The organism is Pseudooceanicola marinus, assembly GCF_020177265.1.
GTDB classification, from domain to species: domain Bacteria; phylum Pseudomonadota; class Alphaproteobacteria; order Rhodobacterales; family Rhodobacteraceae; genus Pseudooceanicola; species Pseudooceanicola marinus_A.
Genome location: NZ_JAIVMC010000009.1, coordinates 195979 through 219344, shown reverse-complemented (window position 1 = coordinate 219344; position 23366 = coordinate 195979). Strand labels below are relative to the sequence as shown.

The window sequence follows — 23366 nt, the reverse complement described above, 5'->3', positions numbered from 1 at the left end:
CTGGTCCTTACTTCTTCTTACCTTCCTTGCGGAAGATAAACTCGTCCTTGTACTTGATACCCTTGCCTTTGTACGGCTCGGGCTTGCGCCATTCGCGGATGTTCGCCGCGACCTGGCCCACAAGCTGGGCGTCATTGCCTTCGATCACGATTTCCGTGGGCTTCGGGGTCGTGACGGTCACGCCCTCCGGCACCGGGAAGTCGACGTCATGCGACAGGCCGAGGTTCAGTTTGACGATCTGACCCTGTGCCTGGGCACGATAACCCACACCGTTGATCTCCAGCTCTTTCTTGAAGCCGGTGGTCACGCCCTGGATCATGTTCGCGACCATGGTGCGCGACATGCCCCATTGCTGGCGCGCCCGCTTGGACGTGCCGCGGGGGGTGACGGTGACGGCGTTGTCTTCGACAGCGATCGTCACATCGTCAGTGGCGGTGAAGGTGTGGGTGCCCTTCGGCCCCTTCACTTCGACGGTCTGGCCGTCCAGCGTCGCGGTGACGCCGGAGGGCAGCTCGACCGGTTTCTTACCAATACGAGACATTACAGACCTCCTTAGAAGACCGTGCAGAGAACTTCGCCACCAACATTGTTGGAGCGAGCCGCTGCATCGGACATGACGCCCTTGGGCGTGGAGACAATCGACACACCCAGGCCCTGACGGACCTGCGGGATGTCCTTGACGCCCATGTAAACGCGACGGCCGGGGGTCGAAACCCGCTTCAGTTCGCGAATGACGGGAGCGCCTTCGTAGTATTTCAGGCCGATTTCCAGGGTCGGGTGACCGTGGGCGTCGGTGCCTTGCTCATAGCCGCGGATGTAGCCTTCGTCCGCCAGCACATCCAGCACCCAGGCGCGCAGCTTGGAAGCCGGCGTCGAGACGGTGGATTTGCCGCGCAGCGACGAGTTGCGGATACGGGTGAGCATATCGCCGATAGGATCGTTCATAATCTATGCCCTCCTTACCAGCTCGATTTCACGAGGCCGGGAACGAAACCGTTCGAGCCCAGTTCGCGCAGCATGATCCGCGACACCTTCAGCTTACGGTAATAAGCGTGGGGACGGCCGGTCAGCTGGCAACGGTTGTGCAGACGCGTCGGGGACGAGTTCCGCGGCAGTTTGGCAAGCTTCAGGGAAGCGCGGAAACGCTCTTCCATGGGCTTGTCCTGGTCGTAGATGACCTCTTTCAGTTCAGCGCGCTTAGCGGCGTACTGAGCGACCAGGCGCTCCCGCTTCTTCTCGCGCTCGATCATGGATTTTTTAGCCATATCTAAATCTCCCTCGCGCGATCAGCTGGTGAAGGGCATGTTGAAATGCTTCAACAGCGCCTTGGCTTCTGCGTCGGTTTTCGCGGTGGTGGCGATGACGACATCGATACCCCAGACTTCATCGACCTTGTCGAAGTTGATCTCGGGGAAAACGATATGTTCCTTGATGCCCATGGCGTAGTTGCCACGGCCGTCGAACGACTTGCCGGAAACGCCGCGGAAGTCGCGGATCCGGGGCATCGCGATGGTGATCAGGCGATCCAGGAATTCGTACATGCGCTCGCCGCGCAGGGTGACCTTGGCACCAAGCGGCATGTCTTCACGGACGCGGAAGCCGGCGATCGACTTCTTGGCCTTGGTGATGACGGCCATCTGGCCGGCGATCTGGCTCAGGTCTTCCTGGGCTGCTTTCGCCTTCTTGGTGTCCTTCACGGCCTCGGCGCCACAGCCGATGTTCAGAACGATCTTGTCCAGCTTGGGGATCATCATCTCGTTCTTGTAGCCGAACTCTTCTTTCAGAGCAGGCCGGATCGTGTCGGCGTAGACGGTCTTCAGACGCGGGGTGTAGTTCGCGGTATCAAGCATCGATCACGTCCCCCGTGGTCTTGGCGTAGCGGACTTTCTTGTCGCCTTCGGTCTTGAAGCCGACGCGGGTCGCCTTGCCGTTGGCATCGACGAACGCCAGGTTCGACAGGTCGATCGGCAGGGCCTTGGGCAGGCGGCCACCTTGCGACGTCTGGGTCTGGCGGGTGTGACGGACGGCCATGTTCAGGCCCTCCACGACGGCCTTGCCGGCCTTCGGATCGACGAGGGTGATCTCACCGGTCTTGCCCTTGTCCTTGCCGGACAGGACCATGACGGTGTCACCTTTTTTCAGCTTGGCGGCCATCAGAGCACCTCCGGAGCCAGCGAAATGATCTTCATGAAGTTCTTGGCGCGCAGCTCGCGAACAACCGGTCCGAAGATACGGGTACCAACGGGTTCGTTGTTGTTGTTCAGGATGACGGCGGCGTTGCGATCGAAGCGGATCGCGGTGCCATCTTCACGACGGACTTCCTTTGCGGTGCGCACGACGACGGCCTTGCGGACGTCACCTTTCTTCACGCGGCCGCGCGGGATGGCTTCCTTGACGGAAACGACAATGATGTCGCCCACCGACGCATAGCGACGGTGCGAGCCACCCAGGACCTTGATGCACTGAACTCGGCGTGCGCCGGAGTTGTCAGCGACATCCAGATTGGTCTGCATCTGGATCATGTGGTTTCTCCCGACCTTTGGGGGCTGTTCTGGTTAGATCCCCCAGGGTTTCGACGGGAGGCCGGGGCTATCAGTTAGCCGCGGCCTCGTGCTCTGCATGACGCTTCGCATCCAGCTCCTGCTGGATCTTGGCGTGTTCTTCGCGCTCGATCCGATCGGCTTCGATCATCTCGGCGGTCATCACTTCCCAGCGTTTGGTCTTCGACTTCGGCGCGCATTCGCGAATGCGGACGGCGTCACCGACCTTGAACTGGTTGTTCTCATCGTGAGCCCGGTACTTCTTGGACTTACGAATGGTCTTTTTCAGAACCGGGTGCGTGAAGCGACGTTCGACGGACACGGTCACGGTCTGGGCGTTGGCATCGGAGGTGACAACACCGCGAAGGATACGTTTGGGCATCGGAAAGCTCCTTATTCGCCGGCTGCTTCAGCAGCTTTTTCGTTCAGAACCGTCAGGACCTGAGCCGCTTCGCGGCGGGCCTTGCGCATCTGCGCCGGGTTCTCGAGCTGGCCGGTGGCCTGCTGGAAACGAAGGTTGAACTGGGCTTTCTTCAGCTCGGCCAGCTGTTCGCGCAGCTGGTCCGGAGTCTTCTCGCGAAGCTCTTTGGCGCTCATGGCGCTTCCTTTCCTTCCTTGCACCGGCAGGCCCCTCTGACGGGTGACCCGCGAATCCGGTGGGTTATGTAAGAACAATGAGCGCTGCCTATACGCCCGCATCCGCCATGCGTCAACAGCACAAGGGCAGAATAACCGCGCCGCCGGGCCTACGGGGTCGAAACACCGCGATCGCCGGCCGCCGCGGGGCGCCTCAGCCCTCGGTGGCGCGCTGCATCTCCTCCGCGAACTCGCGGCGCAGCTTCTTGCGGATCTGGGCCGCGCGATGGCGCTTCTCCTCCTCCGCCGTCAGCACCTGCAGCTCGGGCACCTCCACCGGGCTGCCGTCCTCATCCACCGCGACCATGGTGAAGTAGCACGAATTGGTGTGCCGCGACTTGCCCGAGCGGATCTCCTGCGCCTCCACACGCACGCCGATCTCCATCGAAGTGCGCCCGGCATAGTTCACCGAGGCCCGGAAGGTGACCAGCTCGCCCACGTTGATCGGCTCCTTGAAGATCACCTGGTCGACCGACAGCGTCACCGCATATTGCTTGGAAAACCGCGAGGCACAGGAGAAGGCCACCCGGTCCAGCAGGTTCAACAGGGCGCCGCCATGCACCTTGCCACTGAAATTGGCCATGTCGGGGGTCATCAGGACGGTCATGTCGAGCTTGCGGGGGTCCATGGGATCTCCTGGGCGAGGTTATCCGCTGGTCATGCCGCAAAGCGCGCCCGGGGACCAGAGCCAAGCGCCTTCGCCGCCGCCCATCGAGCCCGGATGCGGCAGGGGCGCCACCCGGTTAGGCGCCACGCGGTCCGGGCCGGGGGGCTCCGCCCGTGATCGCCTCAAACAGTCCCCCGGACCGTTTGCCGGTCCGCTACGCGGTCCGGACCGGCGATCACACCCACTTGTAGTTGAAGCTGACGGAGATGCGGTCCTCTTCGGACATGTTCATCGGCACCTCGTGGCGCAGCCAGCTTTCCCACAGCAGGACGTCGCCGACCTGCGGCTTGACGTAGATGAAGGGCTGAAGCTCCTCCGGGGCGGTCTTCTTCCGGGTCGGCGCGGCCATCATCATCTGCAGGCGCGGGTCCTCCAGCTTCAGCGCAGAAGTATCCTCAGGCATGGCCACGTAGGTCGTGCCCGAGATCACCGAATGCGGATGGATATGGCTGGAATGGGTGCCGCCCTCGGGCAGGATGTTGATCCACAGATCCTCCAGCTGCAGGCTCCCGTCGCCCAGGTCGAAGCCCAGTTCCTCGGCGAAGGCCGCGACATGCAGGTCCAGCGCCTGCTTCACATCCTCGAAAATCGGGAAGCGCCAAGGCAGGTCGGTCAGAGAGGCATAAGACGTGTAGCCGGGGTAGTCGTTGGCCTCGCACCACTCCTGCCCTGCCTCGTCATCCTCGGCGATGGAGTAGCAGCTGGCCTCCAGCTCGGAGGTATCGACCTGTGGCCCCTTCTCGGCCAGGGCGGCACGGTAGAGACGGGTGACGAAGAGAGAGCGGATATCGGACATGGTCGGGCACCTCGGCGCAGATGGGTTGCTGCCGCCATAGCCTGCCCGCGCGCCGCGCGAAAGCCCCCGCGCCTGCGACCTCATGGCCCCTCTTCCGGTCGGCCCTCACGCTTGCACCGAGTCCCAGGCGCTCTCCCCGCCATCTGTGCACCCGGCACCGCCGACGTCGGCAACGGCGCTCGCGCTCCTCCGCCCCTCGCGCGACGCCCGCCTCCAAGGCCGGCCCTGTTTCTTCTCTTTGCCGGAAATATCCCGGCAGGCGTCGCCAGTGGCGACGGAGGCAGAGCCCCTGCCCCAGACAGCTCGGCGAAACCGTCTCTACGCACCGCACAAAGGAAAACCCCCGCCGATTGCTCGGCGGGGGTTTCGGATTTCGTGGGGTGGTGGGGCTGGCCCCACCCTCCGCTTACCAGTCTTCGCGAACGACGACGCGGGTCTTGATCGGCAGTTTCATCGACGCCAGGCGCAGGGCCTCACGTGCGATTTCTTCCGACACACCGTCGATCTCGAACATGATCCGGCCGGGCTTGACCTTGCAGGCCCAGTAATCGACGGAACCCTTACCTTTACCCATACGAACTTCGACGGGTTTCGAGGTTACGGGGGTATCCGGGAAGATGCGGATCCAGACACGGCCCTGACGCTTCATGTGGCGCGTCATGGCACGACGGGCTGCCTCGATCTGACGCGCGGTGACGCGTTCCGGCTGGGTGGCCTTGAGGCCATAGGTGCCGAAGTTCAGGTCGGAGCCGCCTTTTGCCTGGCCGTGGATCCGGCCCTTGTGCATCTTGCGGAATTTTGTGCGTTTCGGTTGAAGCATCTTTCTGTCTCCTTACCGGTCGCGATCGCGGCGGCCACCGCCGGCACCACGCGGAGCCGGACCGTCCTGCAGTTCCTGCGCCTTGCGGTCGCGGGCCTGCGGGTCGTGCTCCATGATCTCGCCTTTGAAGATCCACACCTTGATACCGATGATACCGTAGGGGGTGGAGGCTTCGGCGTGAGCATAGTCGATGTCGGCGCGCAGGGTGTGCAGGGGCACACGGCCTTCACGGTACCATTCGGTCCGCGCGATCTCGGCACCGCCCAGACGGCCGGCGACGTTCACGCGGATGCCCAGGGCACCCATGCGCATGGCGTTCTGAACCGAACGCTTCATGGCACGACGGAAGGACACACGACGTTCCAGCTGCTGCGCGATGGACTCGGCCACCAGCATCGCATCGAGTTCCGGCTTGCGCACTTCGACGATGTTCAGGTGCAGCTCGCTGTCGGTCATGCGAGCCAGCTTCTTGCGAAGCACCTCGATGTCCGCGCCTTTCTTGCCGATGATCACGCCCGGACGTGCGGTGTGAATGGTCACACGGCACTTCTTGTGGGGGCGTTCGATGATCACGCGGGCAATACCGGCCTGCTTGCACTCATCCTTGATGAACTCACGGATCTTGACGTCTTCCAGCAGAAGATCACCGAAATCCTTGGTGTCGGCGTACCAGCGCGAATCCCAGGTGCGGTTGACCTGAAGGCGCATGCCGATCGGATTGACTTTCTGACCCATTAGGCTTGCTCCTCGACCTGACGCACCTTGATGGTGATTTCCGAGAACGGCTTCATGATCTTGCCGTAGCGGCCACGTGCCCGCGGACGGCCACGCTTCATCACGAGGTTCTTGCCGACCCAGGCTTCGGCGACGATCAGGTCGTCGACGTCCAGGCCGTGGTTGTTCTCGGCGTTGGCGATGGCGGACTGAAGGCACTTCTTCACGTCCTGCGCCACGCGCTTCTTCGAGAAGGTGAGGTCGGTCAGCGCCTTCTCAACCTTCTTGCCGCGGATCAGCTGAGCCACCAGGTTCAGTTTCTGCGGGCTGGTGCGAAGCATGCGCAGTTTTGCCATTGCTTCGTTGTCTGCCACGCGGCGGGGGTTCTTTTCCTGGCCCATGACTTACTTCCGCTTCGCTTTTTTGTCGGCGGCATGACCGTAGTAGGTCCGAGTCGGGGAGTATTCACCGAACTTCTGACCGATCATGTCTTCCGAGACGTTGACGGGGATATGCTTGTGGCCGTTGTAGACGCCAAACGTCAGACCCACGAACTGGGGCAGGATCGTCGAGCGGCGCGACCAGATCTTGATAACTTCGTTGCGGCCGGATTCGCGTGCCGCTTCCGCCTTTTTCAGGACGTAAGCGTCAACGAAGGGGCCTTTCCAAACAGAACGTGCCATAGATTAGCGACCCTTCTTCTTCGCGTGGCGCGAGCGGATGATGTACTTATCCGTCGACTTGTTCGTGCGGGTTTTCGCACCCTTGGTCGGTTTACCCCAGGGCGTCACCGGGTGACGACCACCGGAGGTCCGGCCTTCACCACCACCATGGGGGTGGTCGATCGGGTTCATGACCACACCACGGACGGAGGGGCGGATGCCCTTGTGCCGCATGCGGCCCGCTTTACCGTAGTTCTGGTTCGAGTTGTCGGGGTTCGAGACCGCGCCGACGGTGGCCAGGCATTCCTGGCGGACCATGCGCAGTTCGCCCGAGCTGAGGCGGATCTGGGCGTAGCCACCGTCACGGCCGACGAACTGGGCGTAGGTGCCCGCGGCGCGTGCGATCTGGCCACCCTTGCCGGGCTTCAGCTCGATGTTGTGAACGATGGTACCGATCGGCAGGCCCGAGAAGGGCATTGCGTTACCCGGCTTGATGTCGGCCTTCTGCGAGGAGATGACCTTGTCACCGACGGCCAGACGCTGCGGCGCCAGGATGTAGGCTTTTTCACCATCGACGTACTGGATCAGCGCGATGAAGGCGGTCCGGTTGGGATCGTATTCGATCCGCATCACGACGCCTTCGACGTCGACCTTGTTCCGCTTGAAATCGACGATCCGGTACAGGCGCTTCGCGCCACCGCCACGACGGCGGGAGGTGATACGTCCGGTGTTGTTCCGGCCGCCCGATTTCGTCAGACCCTCGGTGAGGGCTTTGACGGGGCGTCCTTTCCACAGCTCCGAACGGTCGATCAGCACCAGCCCGCGCTGGCCCGGCGTCGTCGGCTTATACGACTTGAGTGCCATGCTTTCTGTCTTCCGTTTAGCAAGCGCCGCCTTCGTTTGGTCCGGTGTGTAGTCGGGTCCGGGGCCACGTGGGACGGCTATGTGTTGGGTATTTGCCGGGCGGTTGGAAGTGCCGCCGCTGACAGACTACCCGGATGTTACAGGGCCCCGAAGGTCCCCAGGCGTCAAACACCCGAAGGCCCCGGAGCGAATCCGGGGCCGTCAGGATTGGGCGCGTATAGCAAGGGTGGGGTGGGGTGGCAAGGGGTGTGGGGGGCGCTCAAATAGCAAGGTCATGGGTTGTTACACCAGAAGGCCGCTGACTGGGCTATGCTTGCGTCTGCAGAAACTGATTGCAGTAGATCATCTAGTGCCGGATTTGCTGGATCCCTCACGAAAACATTGTGATTTGGAAACAGGTTGGGACCCAATTCGATCCCCGCCCCACATGCCATCAATATGTCAGTACATGTCGCAATTGTCTCATGAACAACGTACCCAACCCATGGCTTGAGACTAAAGAGATGCTCATTGTACCTTTGAAAGGGTCGCCAATTGAATGTGGCACACAACTTGGCGTGCGCCGGCACAGCAAATCCCCGTTCCGTAGCGAATATCAAATCAGGGTCACCACGCCCGTGGACGATGCGGTCGCGCGCGGTCCGAAGTTCCAGCAGGAACGGTCTTCGCGCCAGAATTGCGGCAACGGCTCGGGGGGCGAGCACGTACTTCTCGCAAATGCCATCAATGTGTGGAGCTTCCTGGGCATCAAGCCGGAGAAATTTTGATATCTTCTTGGGTAACTTATTTTGCAATTTTCTCGACTGCATGGCTTCGTCCAGAAGAGTTACTTCCTGGGTCCAGAAGCTGCAGAAAGCTTCGTAGGTCAGATCAATAGCAGAGCGAGCTGTCACCAAAAGGCCTTCGATCTCGGACCTAGCGTATGAGGCCAAGAGTGAGGAGTCGATTTCAGCTTGCTTGCTCGCGAAGTAGCTTAGCTTCGAAGCTTGTACCGCAAGCAAGTGAATGTCGTCTTGGATGCTTGTAACAAAGCTCCAAGTTCTGGGTCGAGTGAACTTCTGGTAAGCAAATTCCAGCAACTGGAAATGCAGGTCCTCTTCAGAAGCAGCTCCAGCGTCGCTCAAGTACGTAAAGTGAACCGGCTCTCCACCGGCAAGCAGCATGTACTTGCCAACCTCGTGGGGGACCCAAATCTTCCAACTGCCCTGATGCCAGAAAGCTCCCAGCGGTAGCTGCCTTTGCTTTAGGGCCTCTCTATCAACACCCAGCGTCTCGACAATATCTTCGAACTCGAAAACGCTCATCTAATCACATCCCAGAGAGAATAGACCCGGATTGACTATAGAACTCATAGATCGGAAGGAACAGTATGAGTCTTAATCAGAATGTAGTAGGCTTACTCTACCGCATATGTCGTTGATAACCCTCACCGCCCCTTCCGCACCCCCGTCCACACGGTATGCCGCGACCCTCGCTTGGACCGCCCGGCCCTGACCCCCTCCTCCTTCACATCGAAGTTCGCCCGCGCAAAGCGCTTGGCAAACCCGTGGCTCGGATGCGCCGACCAGACCGACAGCACCCCATGCACCGTCAGCGACCTGTGCGCCGCCGCCAGGCCGGTCTCTCCGTAAAGCACGTCGTTCCCGTCGCGTGTCAGGCCGTCCGGCCCGTTGTCCACGTCCAGCAGGATCATGTCCCAGCCAGCGGTGACCGAGGCGATCTCGTCGGCCACGTCGCCGGCGCGTAGCTCCACCCGGCGGTCTGACAGGCAATCAGCGAAGACCGGGGCCATCTCGCCCTTCGCCCAGCCAATAAGCTCGGGCACCACCTCCGAGACGACGATCCGTGCGTCGGCCGGCGCGCGCTCCTGGGCTGCGCGCAGGGTGAACCCCATGCCTAGGCCGCCGATCAGGATGCGGGGCGCCGGACGGGCGCCCAGGCGGTCGAAGGACAGGGTGGCCAGGGCGATCTCCGACCCGCCGAGGCGGGAGTTCATCAGCTCGTTGCCGTCGCCCAGGCGGATGGAATATTCCGTGCCGCGCCGGAAGAGGCGCAGGATGTCGCCCTCGGGCGCGGGCGCCTCGGACAGGAGTTCCCAGGGGATCATGGCGGCCTCCGCTCGGCTGCGCGGGCATGGGGCCCGCAAGAGAAAGGCCCCCCGCCTTGCAGCGGGGGGCCCTGTCATGTCGTGGCGTGGGTCAGACCCACGGGCCCGATCACAGACCGGTGGTCACGTCGATCGTGTTGCCCTCTTCGAGGGTCACATAGGCCTTCTTGACGTCTTTCCGCTTGCCCATCTGGCCGCGGAACCGCTTGACCTTGCCCTTGGTGACGGACGTGTTCACGGCCTTCACCTTGACGTTGAAGAGAGCCTCGACGGCTTCCTTGATCATCGGTTTGTTGGCGTCGATCGACACTTCGAAAACAACCGCGTTGGCCTCGGAGGCCATGGTGGCTTTCTCGGTGATGACCGGCTTGCGGATCACGTCGTAATGTTCTGCCTTGGCACTCATTTCAGGCGAGCCTCCAGAGCTTCGATACCTGCCTTGGTGATCACCAGGGTGTCACGCTTCAGGATATCGTACACGTTTGCGCCCATGGACGGCAGGACATCCAGACCGTCGATGTTGGCGGCGGCACGGGCGAAGTCCTCATTGACGGTGGCGCCGTCGATGATGAGCGCGCGCTTCCAGCCCAGGTTTGCAACCTGCTTGGCCAGGGCGGCGGTCTTGCCTTCGGATTCCGCGGCGTCGATGATGACCAGCGAGCCGGTGGCGGCCTTGGACGACAGCGCGTGCTTCAGACCCAGCTTGCGGAATTTCTTCGGCAGGTCGTGGGCGTGGCTGCGGGGCGTCGGGCCCTTGTAGATACCACCCTTGCGGAAGATCGGCGCCTTGCGGGAGCCGTGGCGTGCGCCGCCGGTGCCCTTCTGGCGATAGATCTTCTTGGTCGAGTAGCTGACTTCCGACTTGGTCAGCACCTTGTGGGTGCCGGCCTGCGCCTTGTTACGCTGCCAGCGGACAACGCGGTGCAGGATGTCGGCGCGCGGCTCCAGGCCGAAGATCTCGTCGTTGAGATCGACGGAATCGGCTGCCGAGCCGTCCAGTTTGATCACGTCGAGTTTCATTCGTCGCCTTCCTTCTTCTCGGCCTCAATGTCGGCCTCGGCCTCTTTGAGAGCGGCTTCCTCAGCGGCGGCTGCTTCGGCTGCGGCTGCCTCTTCGGCGGCCTTGGCTTCGGCTTCTGCGGCGGCGGCGGCTTCTTCAGCCAGACGCTTGGCTTCGTCGGCGGCGGACTTCAGGGCGGCCGGCAGAATGGCGTTCTCGGGGAACGGCTTCTTGACGGCATCCTTGACGGTCACCCAGCCACCCTTGGAGCCGGGAACGGCGCCCTTGATGAAGACCAGGCCACGCTCGCTGTCGGTCTTGACGACCTGCAGGTTCTGCGTGGTGACGCGGACGGCACCCATGTGGCCTGCCATCTTCTTGCCCTTGAACACCTTGCCGGGGTCCTGACACTGGCCGGTGGAGCCGTGCGAACGGTGGCTGATCGACACGCCGTGGGTGGCGCGCAGGCCGCCGAAGTTGTGGCGCTTCATGCCACCGGCGAAACCTTTACCGATCGAGGTGCCCGACACGTCGACGAACTGACCTTCGAAGTAATGGTCGGCGGTGATTTCCTCACCGACGGCGATCAGGTTGTCGGGGTCCACGCGGAACTCGGCAACCTTGCGCTTGGGCTCGACGTTGGCCGCGGCGAAGTGGCCACGCATGGCCTGCGAGGTGCGCTTTGCCTTGGCGGTGCCGGCGCCCAGCTGAACGGCGGAATAGCCGTGGGCGTCGGAGGTGCGTTGCGCGACGACCTGCAGCTTATCCAGCTGAAGGACGGTCACGGGGATCTGCTTGCCATCTTCCATGAAGAGACGAGTCATACCCACTTTCTTTGCGATGATACCGGAACGCAGCATTGTCTCGTTGCCTCCCTTACACCTTGATCTCGACATCCACGCCGGCGGCGAGGTCGAGCTTCATCAGCGCGTCCACCGTCTGCGGGGTCGGATCCACGATATCCAGGAGCCGCTTGTGGGTGCGGATCTCGAACTGGTCGCGGGATTTCTTGTCGACGTGAGGGCCACGGAGAACCGTGAACTTCTCGATCTTGTTGGGCAGCGGGATCGGGCCACGGACGGTCGCGCCGGTGCGCTTTGCCGTGTTCAGGATTTCCTGCGTGCTGGAATCCAGGACGCGGTAATCGAATGCCTTCAGCCGAATGCGAATGGTTTGGCTCATTTTGATAGCCTTTCGCGGCATTGGAGTTGATAGGACGAACAGGGCTCACCCCTGTCCCTCGTCGAACCCAGTCGGCGGACCCGCACAGGTATCTAGGACCTGCTCTGGGCGCTCCGCCGTTTGGAATTGGCGCGGCATAGTCGCTTCCGAAACATCTGTCCAGAGGCAATCTGCCTTTCGGGGCCGGTAAGAGAGACGGCGGGGTTTCCCCCGCCGTTTCCAACCGGTGGTCCGCGGCGTCGGGCCAGGCCCTCGGCTGCGGCTGATCCTCGGATCAGGCGCCCGGAGCGGCCCTTGCGGACCGCTCCGAAGTCACCATCACTCGATGATCTTGGAGACGACGCCGGAGCCGACGGTGCGGCCACCTTCGCGGATGGCGAAGCGCAGGCCGTCTTCCATGGCGATCGGGGCGATCAGCTCGACACCGAACTTCAGGTTGTCGCCGGGCATGACCATCTCGGTGCCCTCGGGCAGGGTCACGGTGCCGGTCACGTCCGTGGTCCGGAAGTAGAACTGCGGACGGTAGTTCGCGAAGAACGGGGTGTGACGGCCACCTTCGTCTTTGGTCAGGATGTAGACCTCGGCTTCGAACTTGGTGTGCGGCTTCACGGAACCCGGCTTGCAGAGAACCTGGCCACGTTCCACGCCTTCACGGTCGATACCGCGCAGCAGGGCGCCGATGTTGTCGCCGGCTTCGCCGCGGTCCAGCAGCTTGCGGAACATTTCGACACCGGTGCAGGTGGTCTTCTTGGTGTCCTTGATGCCGACGATTTCCAGTTCGTCGCCAACGTTCACAACACCACGTTCCACACGGCCGGTCACAACGGTACCACGGCCGGAGATCGAGAAGACGTCTTCGATCGGCATCAGGAACGGCTGGTCGACAGCGCGCTCGGGCTGCGGGATGTACTCATCCACGGCGGCCATCAGTTCCTTGATCTTGTTCTCGCCGATTTCCGGATCGCGGCCTTCCATGGCGGCCAGGGCGGAGCCTGCGATGATCGGGATATCGTCGCCCGGGAAGTCGTATTCGGACAGCAGTTCGCGGACTTCCATCTCGACGAGTTCCAGCAGTTCCTCGTCGTCGACCTGGTCGACCTTGTTCAGGAACACGACCATGGCGGGGATACCCACCTGGCGGCCCAGCAGGATGTGCTCGCGGGTCTGCGGCATCGGGCCGTCAGCTGCGTTCACCACCAGGATCGCGCCGTCCATCTGGGCGGCACCGGTGATCATGTTCTTCACGTAGTCGGCGTGGCCGGGGCAGTCGACGTGCGCGTAGTGACGGTTCTCGGTCTCGTATTCCACGTGGGCGGTGGAAATGGTGATCCCGCGGGCCTTCTCTTCCGGCGCGCCGTCGATCTGGTCGTAGGCGCGGAAGTCACCGAAGTACTTCGTGATCGCCGCCGTCAGCGTCGTCTTGCCGTGGTCAACGTGACCGATCGTGCCGATGTTGCAGTGCGGTTTGCCGCGCTCAAACTTTTCCTTTGCCATGATGGCCTCCTAGTCTTTCTGGCGGTGCGTGCCTGCACGCACCCTACAAGGTGGTAGGGTGCGGGGTTTCCCCCGCACCGCTGCTTATGCGTATTTCGCCTGGATCTCGTCCGAGATGTTCTGCGGGACCGGATCGTAATGGTCGAACTGCATCGTGAACTGCGCGCGGCCCGAGGACATGGAACGCAGGTTGTTGATGTAGCCGAACATGTTGGCCAGCGGCACGAAGGCCTGGATCGCCACGGCGTTGCCGCGCGGTTCCTGACCGGACACCTGGCCACGACGGGAGGTCAGGTCGCCGATGATGCTGCCGGTGTATTCTTCCGGCGTGATCACTTCGACCTTCATCATCGGTTCCAGCAGCTTGGCGCCAGCTTTGCGCATGCCTTCACGCATGCACATACGGGCGGCAATCTCGAAGGCCAGGACCGAGGAGTCGACGTCGTGGTACTTACCGTCGATCAGGGCAACCTTGAAGTCGATCACCGGGAAGCCAGCCAGGGGGCCGCTGTCCATGACCGAGTTGATGCCCTTTTCGACCCCGGGGATGTATTCCTTCGGAACAGCACCGCCGACGATCTTGGACTCGAAGGAGTAGCCTTCGCCCGGCTCTGTGGGCGAGATGACCAGCTTGACTTCGCCGAACTGACCCGAACCACCCGACTGTTTCTTGTGGGTGTAGGTGTGCTCGACTTCGTGGCTGATGGTCTCACGGTAGGCCACCTGCGGGGCACCGATGTTGGCCTCGACCTTGAATTCGCGCTTCAGGCGGTCAACCAGGATGTCCAGGTGAAGTTCGCCCATGCCCTTCATGATGGTCTGACCGGACTCGAGGTCGGTCTCCACGCGGAAGGAGGGGTCTTCGGCGGCCAGACGCTGCAGACCTGCAGACATCTTTTCCTGGTCGTTCTTGGTCTTCGGCTCGACGGCAATCTCGATCACGGGATCGGGGAAGGTCATCGTTTCCAGAACCACCTGGGCGTTCTGCGCGCAGAGCGTGTCGCCGGTGGTGGTTTCCTTCAGGCCGGCCAGGGCGATGATGTCGCCTGCGAAGGCTTCTTCGATCTCTTCCCGGTCGTTGGAGTGCATCATCATCATACGGCCGATGCGCTCTTTCTTGCCCTTGGTCGAGTTCATGATCGAGTCGCCCTTCTTCAGCACGCCGGAGTAGATCCGGGTGAAGGTCAGGGAGCCCACGAAGGGGTCGTTCATGATCTTGAAGGCCAGGCCGGCGAAGGGAGCGTCGTCATCGGCCTTGCGGGCGATGTTCCGGGTCTCCGTTTCGTCGTCGGGTGCGAAGCCCATGTAGGGCGGCACGTCGAGGGGACCGGGCAGGAAGTCGATGACGGCGTTTAGCAGGGGCTGCACGCCCTTGTTCTTGAACGCGGAACCGCCCAGGACGGGAACGAAGGACAGCGACAGCGTGCCCTTGCGGATCAGTTTCCGCAGGGTGGGGATGTCGGGCTCTTCGCCTTCCAGGTAGGCTTCCATCGCGTCGTCGTCTTGCTCGACGGCGTTCTCGATCATCTTGGCGCGCCATTCTTCGGCGGTCGCCTTCAGCTCGTCACGGATCGGTTGACGGACCCAGCCAGCGCCGAGGTCGTCGCCCTTCCAGACCCATTCTTCCATGGTGATGAAGTCGATGGTGCCTTCCAGCTGATCCTCGGCGCCGATCGGCATGCCGATCGGAACCGCGGTCGCGCCGGTGCGCTCCTCGATCATGTTCACGCAGTTGAAGAAGTCTGCGCCGATCTTGTCCATCTTGTTGACGAACACGATGCGCGGGACCTTGTAACGGTCGGCCTGACGCCAGACGGTTTCCGTCTGGGGTTCCACACCGGCGTTACCGTCCAGAAGGCAGACAGCACCGTCGAGCACGGCCAGCGAACGTTCGACTTCGATGGTGAAGTCGACGTGGCCGGGGGTGTCGATGATGTTGAAGCGGAACTTCGTGTCGGACGTGCCATCCGCGGTGGGATCTTCCTGCCACTGCCAGAAGGTGGTGGTTGCAGCCGAGGTGATCGTGATCCCGCGTTCCTGCTCCTGCTCCATCCAGTCCATGGTGGCGGCGCCGTCGTGGACTTCACCGATCTTGTGGGACCGGCCGGTGTAGAAAAGGATACGCTCGGTCGTGGTGGTCTTGCCGGCATCGATGTGGGCCATGATGCCGAAGTTACGATACCGTTCGAGCGGATAGTCGCGTGCCATGGTAAGTCTGCCTTCCTGAGGTTTTACCAGCGGTAATGGCTGAACGCTTTGTTCGCGTCGGCCATCTTGTGGGTGTCTTCGCGCTTCTTCACGGCGGAACCGCGAGAGTTCACAGCGTCCAGAAGCTCGCCTGCGAGGCGCTCTTCCATGGTGTTCTCGTTGCGCGAACGCGATGCGGTGATCAGCCAGCGGATCGCCAGGGCTTCACGACGCTCGGGGCGCACTTCGACGGGCACCTGGTAGGTGGCACCACCGACGCGGCGCGAGCGCACTTCGACGGAGGGTTTGATGTTGTCCAGCGCTTCGTGGAAGATTTCCACGGGCGCGCGCTTGACCTTGGCTTCGATGCGATCGAGCGCGTTGTAGACGATCTTCTCTGCGACCGACTTCTTGCCGTCGATCATCAGGTTGTTCATGAATTTCGTCAGGATACGATCGCCGTATTTGGCGTCGGGCAGGACTTCGCGCTTCTCGGCAGCGTGACGACGGGACATTCTCTAATCCTCTTACTTCGGACGCTTCGCGCCGTACTTGGAGCGACGCTGTTTACGATCTTTAACACCATGGGTATCCAGCACACCGCGCAGGATGTGGTAGCGAACGCCCGGAAGGTCTTTCACACGGCCGCCACGGATCAGGACAACGGAGTGTTCCTGAAGGTTGTGGGTTTCGCCGGGGATGTAGGAGATGACCTCGTAGCCGTTGGTCAGGCGCACCTTCGCAACTTTCCGCATAGCGGAGTTCGGCTTCTTCGGGGTCGTGGTGTACACGCGGGTGCAGACGCCGCGCTTCTGCGGGCACTGTTCCAGGTGCATGGACTTGGAGCGTTTCACTTTGGGCTGCCGCGGCTTGCGGATCAGCTGCTGGATCGTTGGCATAGGGTTACTTTCCCGTCTCTAACACATGTGCTGCATGAGGGGCCGTCTCCCCATGCGATTTCATCAATGTGGCCCTCGACGCGTCCGCCGGAACCGGGTGATCATGACCCCGCCGGGGCGGGGATGCTTTTCCGGGGATCGGCCCCGGCCTCTCGTCGGGCGCTCGGCCCCGGTCAAAAGGGCGATGTGCGCGCAACGTAAAAAACCGCATCCGACCCCACGTTCACGGGGATCGACGCGGTGGGTTTTCCAGAGGATCGGGGATCTCTCCCGGATCTTGACCACGTAAATCTGGAAGGCAAAGGGGCGGCCCCCTCGCCTGATTGCTGGCGCGTATAGGGGGAGTCGGAGGGGTTGTCAACATTGGGTGAAGGCGCAGGAGCCTTCCGGCAAGGGCCCCGGCGTGTCCCGGCAGCGCCGGGCGGCAGCCGGGCGTCCCTCTGCTGCCAGCGTCCCTGCCAGAGGACGTCGGGGAAGGTCAAGACCGGCACGCGCCGGGACCGCGCCTGGAGTTGGGAATGGGGCACTGCGCGGCCCCCCCCCGCGCTTCAGCCGGGGGGAGGGAGCGGCGTGGCGCGGAAGGCGCGCCAGCTGGCCTGAAGGGCCCCTGCGTCCAGGCCGAAGCGGTCGGCCAGGATGGTCGGGCCATCCGCCGCCCCGCCCCTGCGCGATCCGCTCAGGCGTTTCTCCACCCGGCTGTCGTTGCTGTCATGGCTGCCACGCAGGAACATCGGTGGGTCCGGCAGGCTGACCGAGGGGATCCGCGCCCAGACCCGGCGGTGATTGAAGTCCTGGAGCGAGCGGGTCGAACGCGGCCCGGTGAAGATCACGAGCCCCGGCGCCCAGAAATCCGCCTGCACCGGGGTGATCGCGATGTCACCCGCCCCGCCCTGCCCCGGCGCGCGGATCGCCAGGCCGGAGTTGTAGTCCAGCGCCATCCTCTTGCCCTGGCGCCAGAGCCCGCGCAGGGGCGCGAAATCCTCGCGCACCCGGGCGATGAAATCGGGCGCCACGCCATCGTCGTCGTCCATGGTGAACTCGCCCACCACCCGCGCCTCCGGGTCCCGCGCGGCGCGCATCAGGCGACCACAGGCCTCGCGGTGCGGCAGCCCTTCGGGCAGCGCCACCGGCGAAATCTGGGGCACCCGCGCCACGACGTCCAGCAGGCGCGCCCGCCAGGGCTGCGGCAGGGCCGCACCGTAGATGAGCACGATCTGGAAGTCGGGATCGGTCTGCGCCGCCAACAGGGGAAGGCAGAGATTCTCGAAGAACCAGAACCGCTGCGCCAGCCGGGCCGGATCGTAAAGGCGGGCGATATTCGCATCGAGATCGTCGCGGACCTCGGAGAACCCGTCGCCCCCCGTCGGGTAGGAAAAACGGCACAGGCCCAGCATCTGTAGGCGCGTCATGGCTTGGTCGGGACCTCCGGCAGCTCGTCTGGCACGTCGGGCGTCACGCCCAGCTTGCGTTCACGGTAGAGCATGAAGAGGCCCGAGGCCACGACGATCGCGGCCCCCAGGAGGGTCAGCGCGTCGGGCCATTCCCCGAAGACCACCAGCCCCAGGATCAGGGCAAAGATCAGCGCCGTGTAGCGGAAGGGAGAGACGAAGGCGATGTCGCCCAGGCGCATCGCGCGGATGATCAGCAGGTAGGAGGCCAGGACCAGCGCCGCGGCGCAGACCACCGCCAGCAGGGTCCAGCCCGGCATCGGTACCCAGGGTGTGCCCAGGCTGAGGACCCCGTAGAGGATCATCACCATGGTCGAGGTGATGAAGGTGACGCTCATCGCCGAAACCTCGGGCGAGAGGCGGCGCGTCGACAGGTCCCGCAGGGTGACGAAGAAGACCGAGATCAGCACGTAAATGGAATAGCGGTCGAAGCCTTCCATGCCCGGGCGCAGGATCAGCATCACCCCGAGAAACCCCACCAGGATCGCCGACAGCCGGCGCCAGCCCACGCTTTCTCCCAGGAAGAGCGCGGCGCCCAGTGTCACCACGAAGGGCGTGGCCTGCAGGATGGCCGTGAGGTTGGCGAAGGGGATATGGATCAGCGCCGTCAGGTAGAAATAGGCCGCGCCAGCCTCACCCACGCCCCGCATCAGGGTCAGTCGCCAGTCGCGGGCCGACAGGCGCAGGCTGCCGCGCGTGCGCGACAGCGCGAAGGCCAGGGCGGTCGAGGTGATCGCGTTGCGCAGCACGACGATCTGCGCCAGCGGCACGGTCATCGCCACCGCCTTGATCGCGGTATCGTTCAGCGCCAGCAGCGCCAGCGAGGCCATCATCAGCAAAGCGGCCCGGACGTTGTCGGACATGGGTCCCCTCCCCTTTTGCCCCTCCCCCTTCAGCCCCGAGCGGACGGGGCCGCGCCGACGGGCCGCATAGCCATGGCGCGGGGGGCGGGAAAAGGCAATGGCGCCCGGCACGATGGCGGGCGCGCGACAGAACAGGACCGGCAGGCATGAAAAAGGCCCCCGCTTGGGGGGCCTTCTCCGAACTTCGTTTCCGTCGGGACGGATCAGCTGTCGTCTTCGGGCGTTTCCACGAGGCTGCTGTCGGCCTCATTGTCCATCGACGGCGCCGCCAGGGCCGCGGCCTGCTCGGCCTCTTCCCGGCGGGCATCCAGCACCACGTTGTCCCGTGCACCGGCGATCGAGCGCACGCGCTGCGTGGCGCCCCCCGTCCCGGCCGGGATCAGGCGACCCACGATGACGTTCTCCTTCAGGCCGACCAGCTTGTCGCGCTTGCCCTGCACCGAAGCCTCGGTGAGGACCCGCGTGGTCTCCTGGAAGGAGGCCGCCGAGATGAAGGAGCGCGTCTGCAGCGAGGCCTTGGTGATCCCCAGAAGGATCGGCTGACCGGAGGCGGGGCGCTGGCCCTTGTCCTCGGCCTTGGCATTGGCCTCGTCGAACTCGACCTTATCGACGTGTTCGCCCTTCAGCAGCGTGGTCTGGCCGCTGTCGAGGATCTCCCACTTCTGCAGCATCTGGCGAACGATCACCTCGATGTGCTTGTCGTTGATCTTCACGCCCTGCAGTCGGTAGACGTCCTGCACCTCGTTGATCATGTAGTCCGCCAGCGCTTCGACACCCATGATGGCCAGGATGTCATGCGGCGCCGGGTTGCCGTCCATGATGTAGTCGCCCTTCTGGACGTAATCGCCCTCGGTGACCGGGATGTGCTTGCCCTTGGGCACCATGTATTCCACGGGCTCCAGGGTTTCGTCCGCCGGCTCGATCGCGATGCGACGCTTGTTCTTGTAATCGCGCCCGAAGCGGACGTAGCCGTCGATCTCGGCGATGATGGCGTGGTCCTTGGGACGACGCGCCTCGAAGAGTTCGGCCACACGCGGCAGACCACCGGTAATGTCCTTCGTCTTCGCGCCTTCACGCGGGATACGCGCGACGACGTCACCGGCCTGGATGTCCTGGCCTTCTTCGACCGACAGGATCGCATCCACCGACATCGGATAGGTCACCGGGTTGCCTGCGTCGTTGCGCAGCGGTTCGCCATCCTCGTCGACGATCAGCAGTTCCGGCTTCAGCTCGTTGCCCTTGGGCGCGGCACGCCAGTCGGCGACGATCTTCTGGGTCATGCCCGTCGCATCGTCGGTTTCCTCGCGCACGGCGATACCCGTGACCAGGTCCACGTAGCGCACCTTACCGGCCTTCTCGGCGATGATCGGCAGGGTGTAGGGGTCCCATTCGAACATCTTGTCGCCGCGGGCGATCTTCTGACCGTCCTTGACGAACAGCTTGGTACCGTAGCCCAGCTTGTGGCTGGCGCGTTCCTCGCCATGCTCGTCCATGATCCGCAGCTTCATGTTGCGGCCCATGATGAGCGTTTCGCCGGCCGCATTGTCCAGCAGGTTGGCGTTCTCGAAGCTGACAATGCCGTCGGTGGAGCTTTCCATGAAGGACTGCTGGCCACCCTGCGCCACGCCGCCGATGTGGAAGGTCCGCATCGTCAGCTGGGTGCCGGGTTCACCGATGGACTGGGCCGCGATGATACCGACGGCCTCGCCGATGTTCACCTGCGTACCGCGGGCCAGGTCACGACCGTAGCAGGCGGCACAGACGCCATCCTCGGCCTCACAGGTCAGCGGCGAGCGGATGCGCATCGACTGCACGTTCGCCTCTTCGATCGAGTCGGCAGCGCGCTCGTCGATCAGCTGGCCAGCCTTGACCAGGATCTCGTCGGTGCCGGGACGCAGCACGTCGTCGGCCGAGACACGGCCCAGGACACGTTCGCCCAGAGTCGCCACGACCTCACCGTCGTTGACGGCCGCTTCAGCGGTGATCGCCTGCTCGGTGCCGCAGTCGGGCTCACGCACGATGCAGTCCTGGGCGACGTCCACCAGACGACGGGTCAGGTAACCCGAGTTCGCCGTCTTCAGTGCGGTATCCGACAGACCCTTACGGGCGCCGTGGGTCGAGTTGAAGTATTCAAGAACGGTCAGACCTTCCTTGAAGTTCGAGATGATCGGCGTCTCGATGATGTCGCCGTTCGGCTTCGCCATCAGGCCGCGCATCCCGCCCAGCTGTTTCATCTGGGTGACCGAGCCACGCGCACCGGAGTGGGCCATCATGTAGACCGAGTTGATCTCGCCCTCGGCACCATTCTCGTCGTATTTCACGTCCGAGATGGTGGACATCATGGCCTCGGTGACCTTGTCGTTACACTTCGACCAGGCATCGACAACCTTGTTGTACTTTTCGCCCTGGGTGATCAGGCCGTCCATGTACTGTTGTTCGAAGTCCTTCACCTGCTCGCGGGTCTCGTCGACGATGGTCCACTTGGTCTCGGGGATCACCATGTCGTCCTTGCCGAAGGAGATCCCTGCCTTGAAGGCCTCCTTGAAGCCCATGGACATGATCTGGTCACAGAAGATGACCGATTCCTTCTGACCGCAGTAGCGGTAGACGGTGTCGATGACGCGCTGAACGTCCTTCTTCCGCAGCAGCTGGTTGACCAGCTCGAACGGGGCCTTGGCGTTCATCGGCAGCAGGGCGCCGAGGCGCACACGACCGGGGGTGGTTTCGAAGCGCTTGTAGACTTCGTTGCCTTCCTCGTCGATCTGCAGGATCCGCGCGGTGATCTTGGCGTGCATGTGCACTTCGCCGGTGTCCAGCGCGTACTGGACCTCGTCGATGGAGGAGAAGGTCATGCCTTCGCCCTTCATGCCGTCACGGGCGATCGAGGTGTAGTAGAGGCCGAGGATCATGTCCTGCGACGGAACGATGATCGGCGCGCCGTTGGCGGGCGACAGAACGTTGTTCGTCGACATCATCAGCACGCGGGCTTCCAGCTGCGCTTCCAGCGACAGCGGCACGTGAACGGCCATCTGGTCACCGTCGAAGTCGGCGTTGAAGGCCGAGCAGACCAGCGGGTGCAGCTGGATGGCCTTACCCTCGATCAGCTGGGGTTCAAAGGCCTGGATGCCCAGACGGTGCAGCGTCGGCGCACGGTTCAGCAGGACCGGGTGCTCGCGGATGACCTCATCCAGGATGTCCCAGACCTCGGGGCGCTCTTTCTCGACCAGCTTCTTCGCCTGCTTCACGGTGCTGGAAAGGCCCTTGGCCTCCAGGCGCGAGTAGATGAAGGGCTTGAACAGTTCGAGCGCCATCTTCTTCGGCAGGCCGCACTGGTGCAGCTTCAGCTCGGGGCCCGTCACAATCACGGAACGGCCGGAGAAGTCGACCCGCTTACCCAGAAGGTTCTGACGGAAGCGGCCGTGCTTACCCTTCAGCATGTCCGACAGCGACTTCAGCGGGCGCTTGTTGGCACCGGTGATGACGCGGCCACGGCGGCCGTTGTCGAACAGGGCGTCGACGGATTCCTGCAGCATCCGCTTTTCGTTCCGCACGATGATGTCGGGCGCGCGCAGGTCGATCAGGCGCTTCAGACGGTTGTTCCGGTTGATCACCCGGCGGTACAGGTCGTTCAGGTCGGAGGTCGCGAAGCGGCCACCGTCCAGCGGCACCAGCGGACGCAGTTCCGGCGGAATGACCGGGATCACGGTCATGATCATCCACTCGGGACGGTTGCCCGACTCGAGGAAGGATTCCACGACCTTCAGACGCTTGATGATCTTCTTCGGCTTCAGTTCGCCGGTAGCCTCGGCCAGGTCCGCGCGCAGGGTCTCTGCCTCGGATTCCAGGTCGATGTTGGACAGCATCTTGCGGATGGCCTCGGCGCCGATGTCGGCCTCGAAGGCGTCCGCGCCATAGGTGTCCTGGGCGTCCATGAACTCTTCCTCGGACATCATCTGACCATAGGTCAGGTCCGTCAGGCCGGGTTCGATCACCACGTAGTTTTCGAAGTACAGCACACGTTCCAGATCACGCAGCGTCATGTCCAGCATCAGGCCGATGCGGGACGGCAGCGATTTCAGGAACCAGATGTGCGCGACGGGCGCGGCCAGCTCGATGTGGCCCATGCGCTCGCGGCGGACCTTCTGCAGCGTGACTTCCACGCCGCATTTCTCGCAGACGACGCCACGGTACTTCATCCGCTTGTACTTGCCGCAGAGGCACTCGTAGTCCTTGATCGGCCCGAAGATACGGGCACAGAACAGGCCGTCGCGCTCGGGCTTGTAGGTCCGGTAGTTGATGGTCTCGGGCTTCTTGATCTCGCCATAGGACCACGAAAGGATCCGTTCCGGCGACGCCAGCGAGACCTTGATCTCGTCGAACGCCTTGGGCGGCGTCAGCGGGTTGAACGGGTTGTTCGTCAGTTCCTGGTTCATGTCTTATTCCTCGATGAGGTGAGGGAGCAGTAGGAGAGGGGCGGGCGGGGAGATC

General features: G+C 63.0%; 27 protein-coding genes and 1 pseudogene. All 28 read right to left on the bottom strand.

The features are described 5' to 3' along the window. Positions 1-7: 7 nt before the first annotated feature. Positions 8-541, bottom strand: coding sequence for a 50S ribosomal protein L6 (rplF, locus tag LC066_RS16905; protein WP_085890223.1), 534 nt, complete (start codon positions 539-541; stop codon positions 8-10). Between the two features lie 11 nt (positions 542-552). Further along, the gene (gene rpsH / locus LC066_RS16900; protein ID WP_085890224.1) at positions 553-945 is read right to left on the bottom strand and encodes a 30S ribosomal protein S8; all 393 of its coding nucleotides are present in this window, start codon (positions 943-945) and stop codon (positions 553-555) included. A gap of 14 nt (positions 946-959) precedes the next feature. Next, the gene (rpsN, locus tag LC066_RS16895; protein WP_085890225.1) at positions 960-1265 is read right to left on the bottom strand and encodes a 30S ribosomal protein S14; all 306 of its coding nucleotides are present in this window, start codon (positions 1263-1265) and stop codon (positions 960-962) included. A 21-nt stretch (positions 1266-1286) separates the two neighbouring features. Continuing rightward, positions 1287-1850: a 50S ribosomal protein L5 gene (rplE, locus tag LC066_RS16890; protein ID WP_222480546.1), complete on the bottom strand. Its 564-nt coding sequence runs from the start codon at positions 1848-1850 to the stop codon at positions 1287-1289. Beyond that, positions 1843-2154, bottom strand: coding sequence for a 50S ribosomal protein L24 (gene rplX, locus LC066_RS16885; RefSeq protein ID WP_085890227.1), 312 nt, complete (start codon positions 2152-2154; stop codon positions 1843-1845). Before rplX ends, rplE begins: the two co-directional genes overlap by 8 nt. After that, complete coding sequence (gene rplN, locus LC066_RS16880; protein ID WP_009574016.1) at positions 2154-2522, bottom strand: 50S ribosomal protein L14; 369 nt, start codon at positions 2520-2522, stop codon at positions 2154-2156. Before rplN ends, rplX begins: the two co-directional genes overlap by 1 nt. Positions 2523-2694: 172 nt before the next feature. Beyond that, positions 2695-2922, bottom strand: a pseudogene (rpsQ, locus tag LC066_RS16875) (30S ribosomal protein S17); the annotation flags it as partial. A gap of 11 nt (positions 2923-2933) precedes the next feature. Next, positions 2934-3137 carry a 50S ribosomal protein L29 gene (gene rpmC / locus LC066_RS16870; protein ID WP_085890229.1) on the bottom strand — a complete coding sequence of 68 codons (204 nt, stop codon included), beginning with the start codon at positions 3135-3137 and terminating at the stop codon, positions 2934-2936. A 193-nt stretch (positions 3138-3330) separates the two neighbouring features. Then, positions 3331-3804, bottom strand: a complete 474-nt coding sequence (locus LC066_RS16865) for an acyl-CoA thioesterase (RefSeq protein WP_222480550.1) — start codon at positions 3802-3804, stop codon at positions 3331-3333. 214 nt (positions 3805-4018) lie between these two features. After that, positions 4019-4639 carry a 2OG-Fe(II) oxygenase family protein gene (locus LC066_RS16860; protein ID WP_224901416.1) on the bottom strand — a complete coding sequence of 207 codons (621 nt, stop codon included), beginning with the start codon at positions 4637-4639 and terminating at the stop codon, positions 4019-4021. 406 nt (positions 4640-5045) lie between these two features. Continuing rightward, positions 5046-5459, bottom strand: coding sequence for a 50S ribosomal protein L16 (gene rplP, locus LC066_RS16855; RefSeq protein WP_224901414.1), 414 nt, complete (start codon positions 5457-5459; stop codon positions 5046-5048). A 12-nt stretch (positions 5460-5471) separates the two neighbouring features. Further along, the gene (gene rpsC / locus LC066_RS16850) at positions 5472-6194 is read right to left on the bottom strand and encodes a 30S ribosomal protein S3 (protein ID WP_085890233.1); all 723 of its coding nucleotides are present in this window, start codon (positions 6192-6194) and stop codon (positions 5472-5474) included. Further along, positions 6194-6574 (bottom strand): 50S ribosomal protein L22, encoded by a 381-nt coding sequence (gene rplV, locus LC066_RS16845; protein ID WP_085890234.1) that lies wholly within the window; start codon positions 6572-6574, stop codon positions 6194-6196. The genes rpsC and rplV overlap by 1 nt, the downstream gene beginning before the upstream one ends. Positions 6575-6577: 3 nt before the next feature. Continuing rightward, positions 6578-6856, bottom strand: a complete 279-nt coding sequence (rpsS, locus tag LC066_RS16840; protein WP_008281873.1) for a 30S ribosomal protein S19 — start codon at positions 6854-6856, stop codon at positions 6578-6580. 3 nt (positions 6857-6859) lie between these two features. Continuing rightward, positions 6860-7699 (bottom strand): 50S ribosomal protein L2, encoded by an 840-nt coding sequence (gene rplB / locus LC066_RS16835; protein ID WP_085890235.1) that lies wholly within the window; start codon positions 7697-7699, stop codon positions 6860-6862. A 272-nt stretch (positions 7700-7971) separates the two neighbouring features. Then, positions 7972-9003 (bottom strand): hypothetical protein, encoded by a 1032-nt coding sequence (locus LC066_RS16830; RefSeq protein ID WP_224901410.1) that lies wholly within the window; start codon positions 9001-9003, stop codon positions 7972-7974. A 122-nt stretch (positions 9004-9125) separates the two neighbouring features. Next, on the bottom strand, positions 9126-9806 hold the full coding sequence (locus LC066_RS16825; protein WP_224901408.1) for a spermidine synthase: 681 nt from the start codon (positions 9804-9806) through the stop codon (positions 9126-9128). A 109-nt stretch (positions 9807-9915) separates the two neighbouring features. After that, complete coding sequence (locus tag LC066_RS16820) at positions 9916-10212, bottom strand: 50S ribosomal protein L23 (RefSeq protein WP_222480558.1); 297 nt, start codon at positions 10210-10212, stop codon at positions 9916-9918. Further along, entirely contained in the window at positions 10209-10826 is a 618-nt protein-coding gene (gene rplD / locus LC066_RS16815) for a 50S ribosomal protein L4 (protein ID WP_085890239.1), read from the bottom strand. The genes LC066_RS16820 and rplD overlap by 4 nt, the downstream gene beginning before the upstream one ends. Next, positions 10823-11665 (bottom strand): 50S ribosomal protein L3, encoded by an 843-nt coding sequence (gene rplC / locus LC066_RS16810; RefSeq protein ID WP_224901406.1) that lies wholly within the window; start codon positions 11663-11665, stop codon positions 10823-10825. The genes rplD and rplC overlap by 4 nt, the downstream gene beginning before the upstream one ends. 16 nt (positions 11666-11681) lie before the next feature. Continuing rightward, positions 11682-12008 carry a 30S ribosomal protein S10 gene (rpsJ, locus tag LC066_RS16805; RefSeq protein WP_179747236.1) on the bottom strand — a complete coding sequence of 109 codons (327 nt, stop codon included), beginning with the start codon at positions 12006-12008 and terminating at the stop codon, positions 11682-11684. A 297-nt stretch (positions 12009-12305) separates the two neighbouring features. Further along, entirely contained in the window at positions 12306-13481 is a 1176-nt protein-coding gene (gene tuf / locus LC066_RS16800) for an elongation factor Tu (RefSeq protein ID WP_222481703.1), read from the bottom strand. 84 nt (positions 13482-13565) lie between these two features. Further along, on the bottom strand, positions 13566-15689 hold the full coding sequence (fusA, locus tag LC066_RS16795) for an elongation factor G (protein WP_222481527.1): 2124 nt from the start codon (positions 15687-15689) through the stop codon (positions 13566-13568). Between the two features lie 23 nt (positions 15690-15712). Continuing rightward, positions 15713-16183, bottom strand: coding sequence for a 30S ribosomal protein S7 (gene rpsG / locus LC066_RS16790; protein WP_085889495.1), 471 nt, complete (start codon positions 16181-16183; stop codon positions 15713-15715). Positions 16184-16195: 12 nt separating this feature from the next. Then, on the bottom strand, positions 16196-16567 hold the full coding sequence (gene rpsL / locus LC066_RS16785) for a 30S ribosomal protein S12 (protein WP_085889494.1): 372 nt from the start codon (positions 16565-16567) through the stop codon (positions 16196-16198). A gap of 548 nt (positions 16568-17115) precedes the next feature. After that, entirely contained in the window at positions 17116-17976 is an 861-nt protein-coding gene (locus tag LC066_RS16780) for a glycosyltransferase (protein ID WP_224901404.1), read from the bottom strand. Then, positions 17973-18878: a DMT family transporter gene (locus tag LC066_RS16775; RefSeq protein WP_222481523.1), complete on the bottom strand. Its 906-nt coding sequence runs from the start codon at positions 18876-18878 to the stop codon at positions 17973-17975. Before LC066_RS16775 ends, LC066_RS16780 begins: the two co-directional genes overlap by 4 nt. Before the next feature lie 203 nt (positions 18879-19081). Then, positions 19082-23311, bottom strand: coding sequence for a DNA-directed RNA polymerase subunit beta' (gene rpoC / locus LC066_RS16770; protein ID WP_224901402.1), 4230 nt, complete (start codon positions 23309-23311; stop codon positions 19082-19084). Between the last annotated feature and the right edge of the window lie 55 nt (positions 23312-23366).

Excerpts from the sequence above, each read along its gene's own strand:
- rplF (WP_085890223.1), bottom strand. The coding sequence starts at position 541 with ATGTCTCGTATTGGTAAGAAACCGGTCGAGCTGCCCTCCGGCGTCACC.
- rpsH (WP_085890224.1), bottom strand. The coding sequence starts at position 945 with ATGAACGATCCTATCGGCGATATGCTCACCCGTATCCGCAACTCGTCG.
- rpsN (WP_085890225.1), bottom strand. The coding sequence starts at position 1,265 with ATGGCTAAAAAATCCATGATCGAGCGCGAGAAGAAGCGGGAGCGCCTG.
- rplE (WP_222480546.1), bottom strand. The coding sequence starts at position 1,850 with ATGCTTGATACCGCGAACTACACCCCGCGTCTGAAGACCGTCTACGCC.
- rplX (WP_085890227.1), bottom strand. The coding sequence starts at position 2,154 with ATGGCCGCCAAGCTGAAAAAAGGTGACACCGTCATGGTCCTGTCCGGC.
- rplN (WP_009574016.1), bottom strand. The coding sequence starts at position 2,522 with ATGATCCAGATGCAGACCAATCTGGATGTCGCTGACAACTCCGGCGCA.
- rpmC (WP_085890229.1), bottom strand. The coding sequence starts at position 3,137 with ATGAGCGCCAAAGAGCTTCGCGAGAAGACTCCGGACCAGCTGCGCGAA.
- LC066_RS16865 (WP_222480550.1), bottom strand. The coding sequence starts at position 3,804 with ATGGACCCCCGCAAGCTCGACATGACCGTCCTGATGACCCCCGACATG.
- LC066_RS16860 (WP_224901416.1), bottom strand. The coding sequence starts at position 4,639 with ATGTCCGATATCCGCTCTCTCTTCGTCACCCGTCTCTACCGTGCCGCC.
- rplP (WP_224901414.1), bottom strand. The coding sequence starts at position 5,459 with ATGCTTCAACCGAAACGCACAAAATTCCGCAAGATGCACAAGGGCCGG.
- rpsC (WP_085890233.1), bottom strand. The coding sequence starts at position 6,194 with ATGGGTCAGAAAGTCAATCCGATCGGCATGCGCCTTCAGGTCAACCGC.
- rplV (WP_085890234.1), bottom strand. The coding sequence starts at position 6,574 with ATGGGCCAGGAAAAGAACCCCCGCCGCGTGGCAGACAACGAAGCAATG.
- rpsS (WP_008281873.1), bottom strand. The coding sequence starts at position 6,856 with ATGGCACGTTCTGTTTGGAAAGGCCCCTTCGTTGACGCTTACGTCCTG.
- rplB (WP_085890235.1), bottom strand. The coding sequence starts at position 7,699 with ATGGCACTCAAGTCGTATAAGCCGACGACGCCGGGCCAGCGCGGGCTG.
- LC066_RS16830 (WP_224901410.1), bottom strand. The coding sequence starts at position 9,003 with ATGAGCGTTTTCGAGTTCGAAGATATTGTCGAGACGCTGGGTGTTGAT.
- LC066_RS16825 (WP_224901408.1), bottom strand. The coding sequence starts at position 9,806 with ATGATCCCCTGGGAACTCCTGTCCGAGGCGCCCGCGCCCGAGGGCGAC.
- LC066_RS16820 (WP_222480558.1), bottom strand. The coding sequence starts at position 10,212 with ATGAGTGCCAAGGCAGAACATTACGACGTGATCCGCAAGCCGGTCATC.
- rplD (WP_085890239.1), bottom strand. The coding sequence starts at position 10,826 with ATGAAACTCGACGTGATCAAACTGGACGGCTCGGCAGCCGATTCCGTC.
- rplC (WP_224901406.1), bottom strand. The coding sequence starts at position 11,665 with ATGCTGCGTTCCGGTATCATCGCAAAGAAAGTGGGTATGACTCGTCTC.
- rpsJ (WP_179747236.1), bottom strand. The coding sequence starts at position 12,008 with ATGCCGCGAAAGGCTATCAAAATGAGCCAAACCATTCGCATTCGGCTG.
- tuf (WP_222481703.1), bottom strand. The coding sequence starts at position 13,481 with ATGGCAAAGGAAAAGTTTGAGCGCGGCAAACCGCACTGCAACATCGGC.
- fusA (WP_222481527.1), bottom strand. The coding sequence starts at position 15,689 with ATGGCACGCGACTATCCGCTCGAACGGTATCGTAACTTCGGCATCATG.
- rpsG (WP_085889495.1), bottom strand. The coding sequence starts at position 16,183 with ATGTCCCGTCGTCACGCTGCCGAGAAGCGCGAAGTCCTGCCCGACGCC.
- rpsL (WP_085889494.1), bottom strand. The coding sequence starts at position 16,567 with ATGCCAACGATCCAGCAGCTGATCCGCAAGCCGCGGCAGCCCAAAGTG.
- LC066_RS16780 (WP_224901404.1), bottom strand. The coding sequence starts at position 17,976 with ATGACGCGCCTACAGATGCTGGGCCTGTGCCGTTTTTCCTACCCGACG.
- LC066_RS16775 (WP_222481523.1), bottom strand. The coding sequence starts at position 18,878 with ATGTCCGACAACGTCCGGGCCGCTTTGCTGATGATGGCCTCGCTGGCG.
- rpoC (WP_224901402.1), bottom strand. The coding sequence starts at position 23,311 with ATGAACCAGGAACTGACGAACAACCCGTTCAACCCGCTGACGCCGCCC.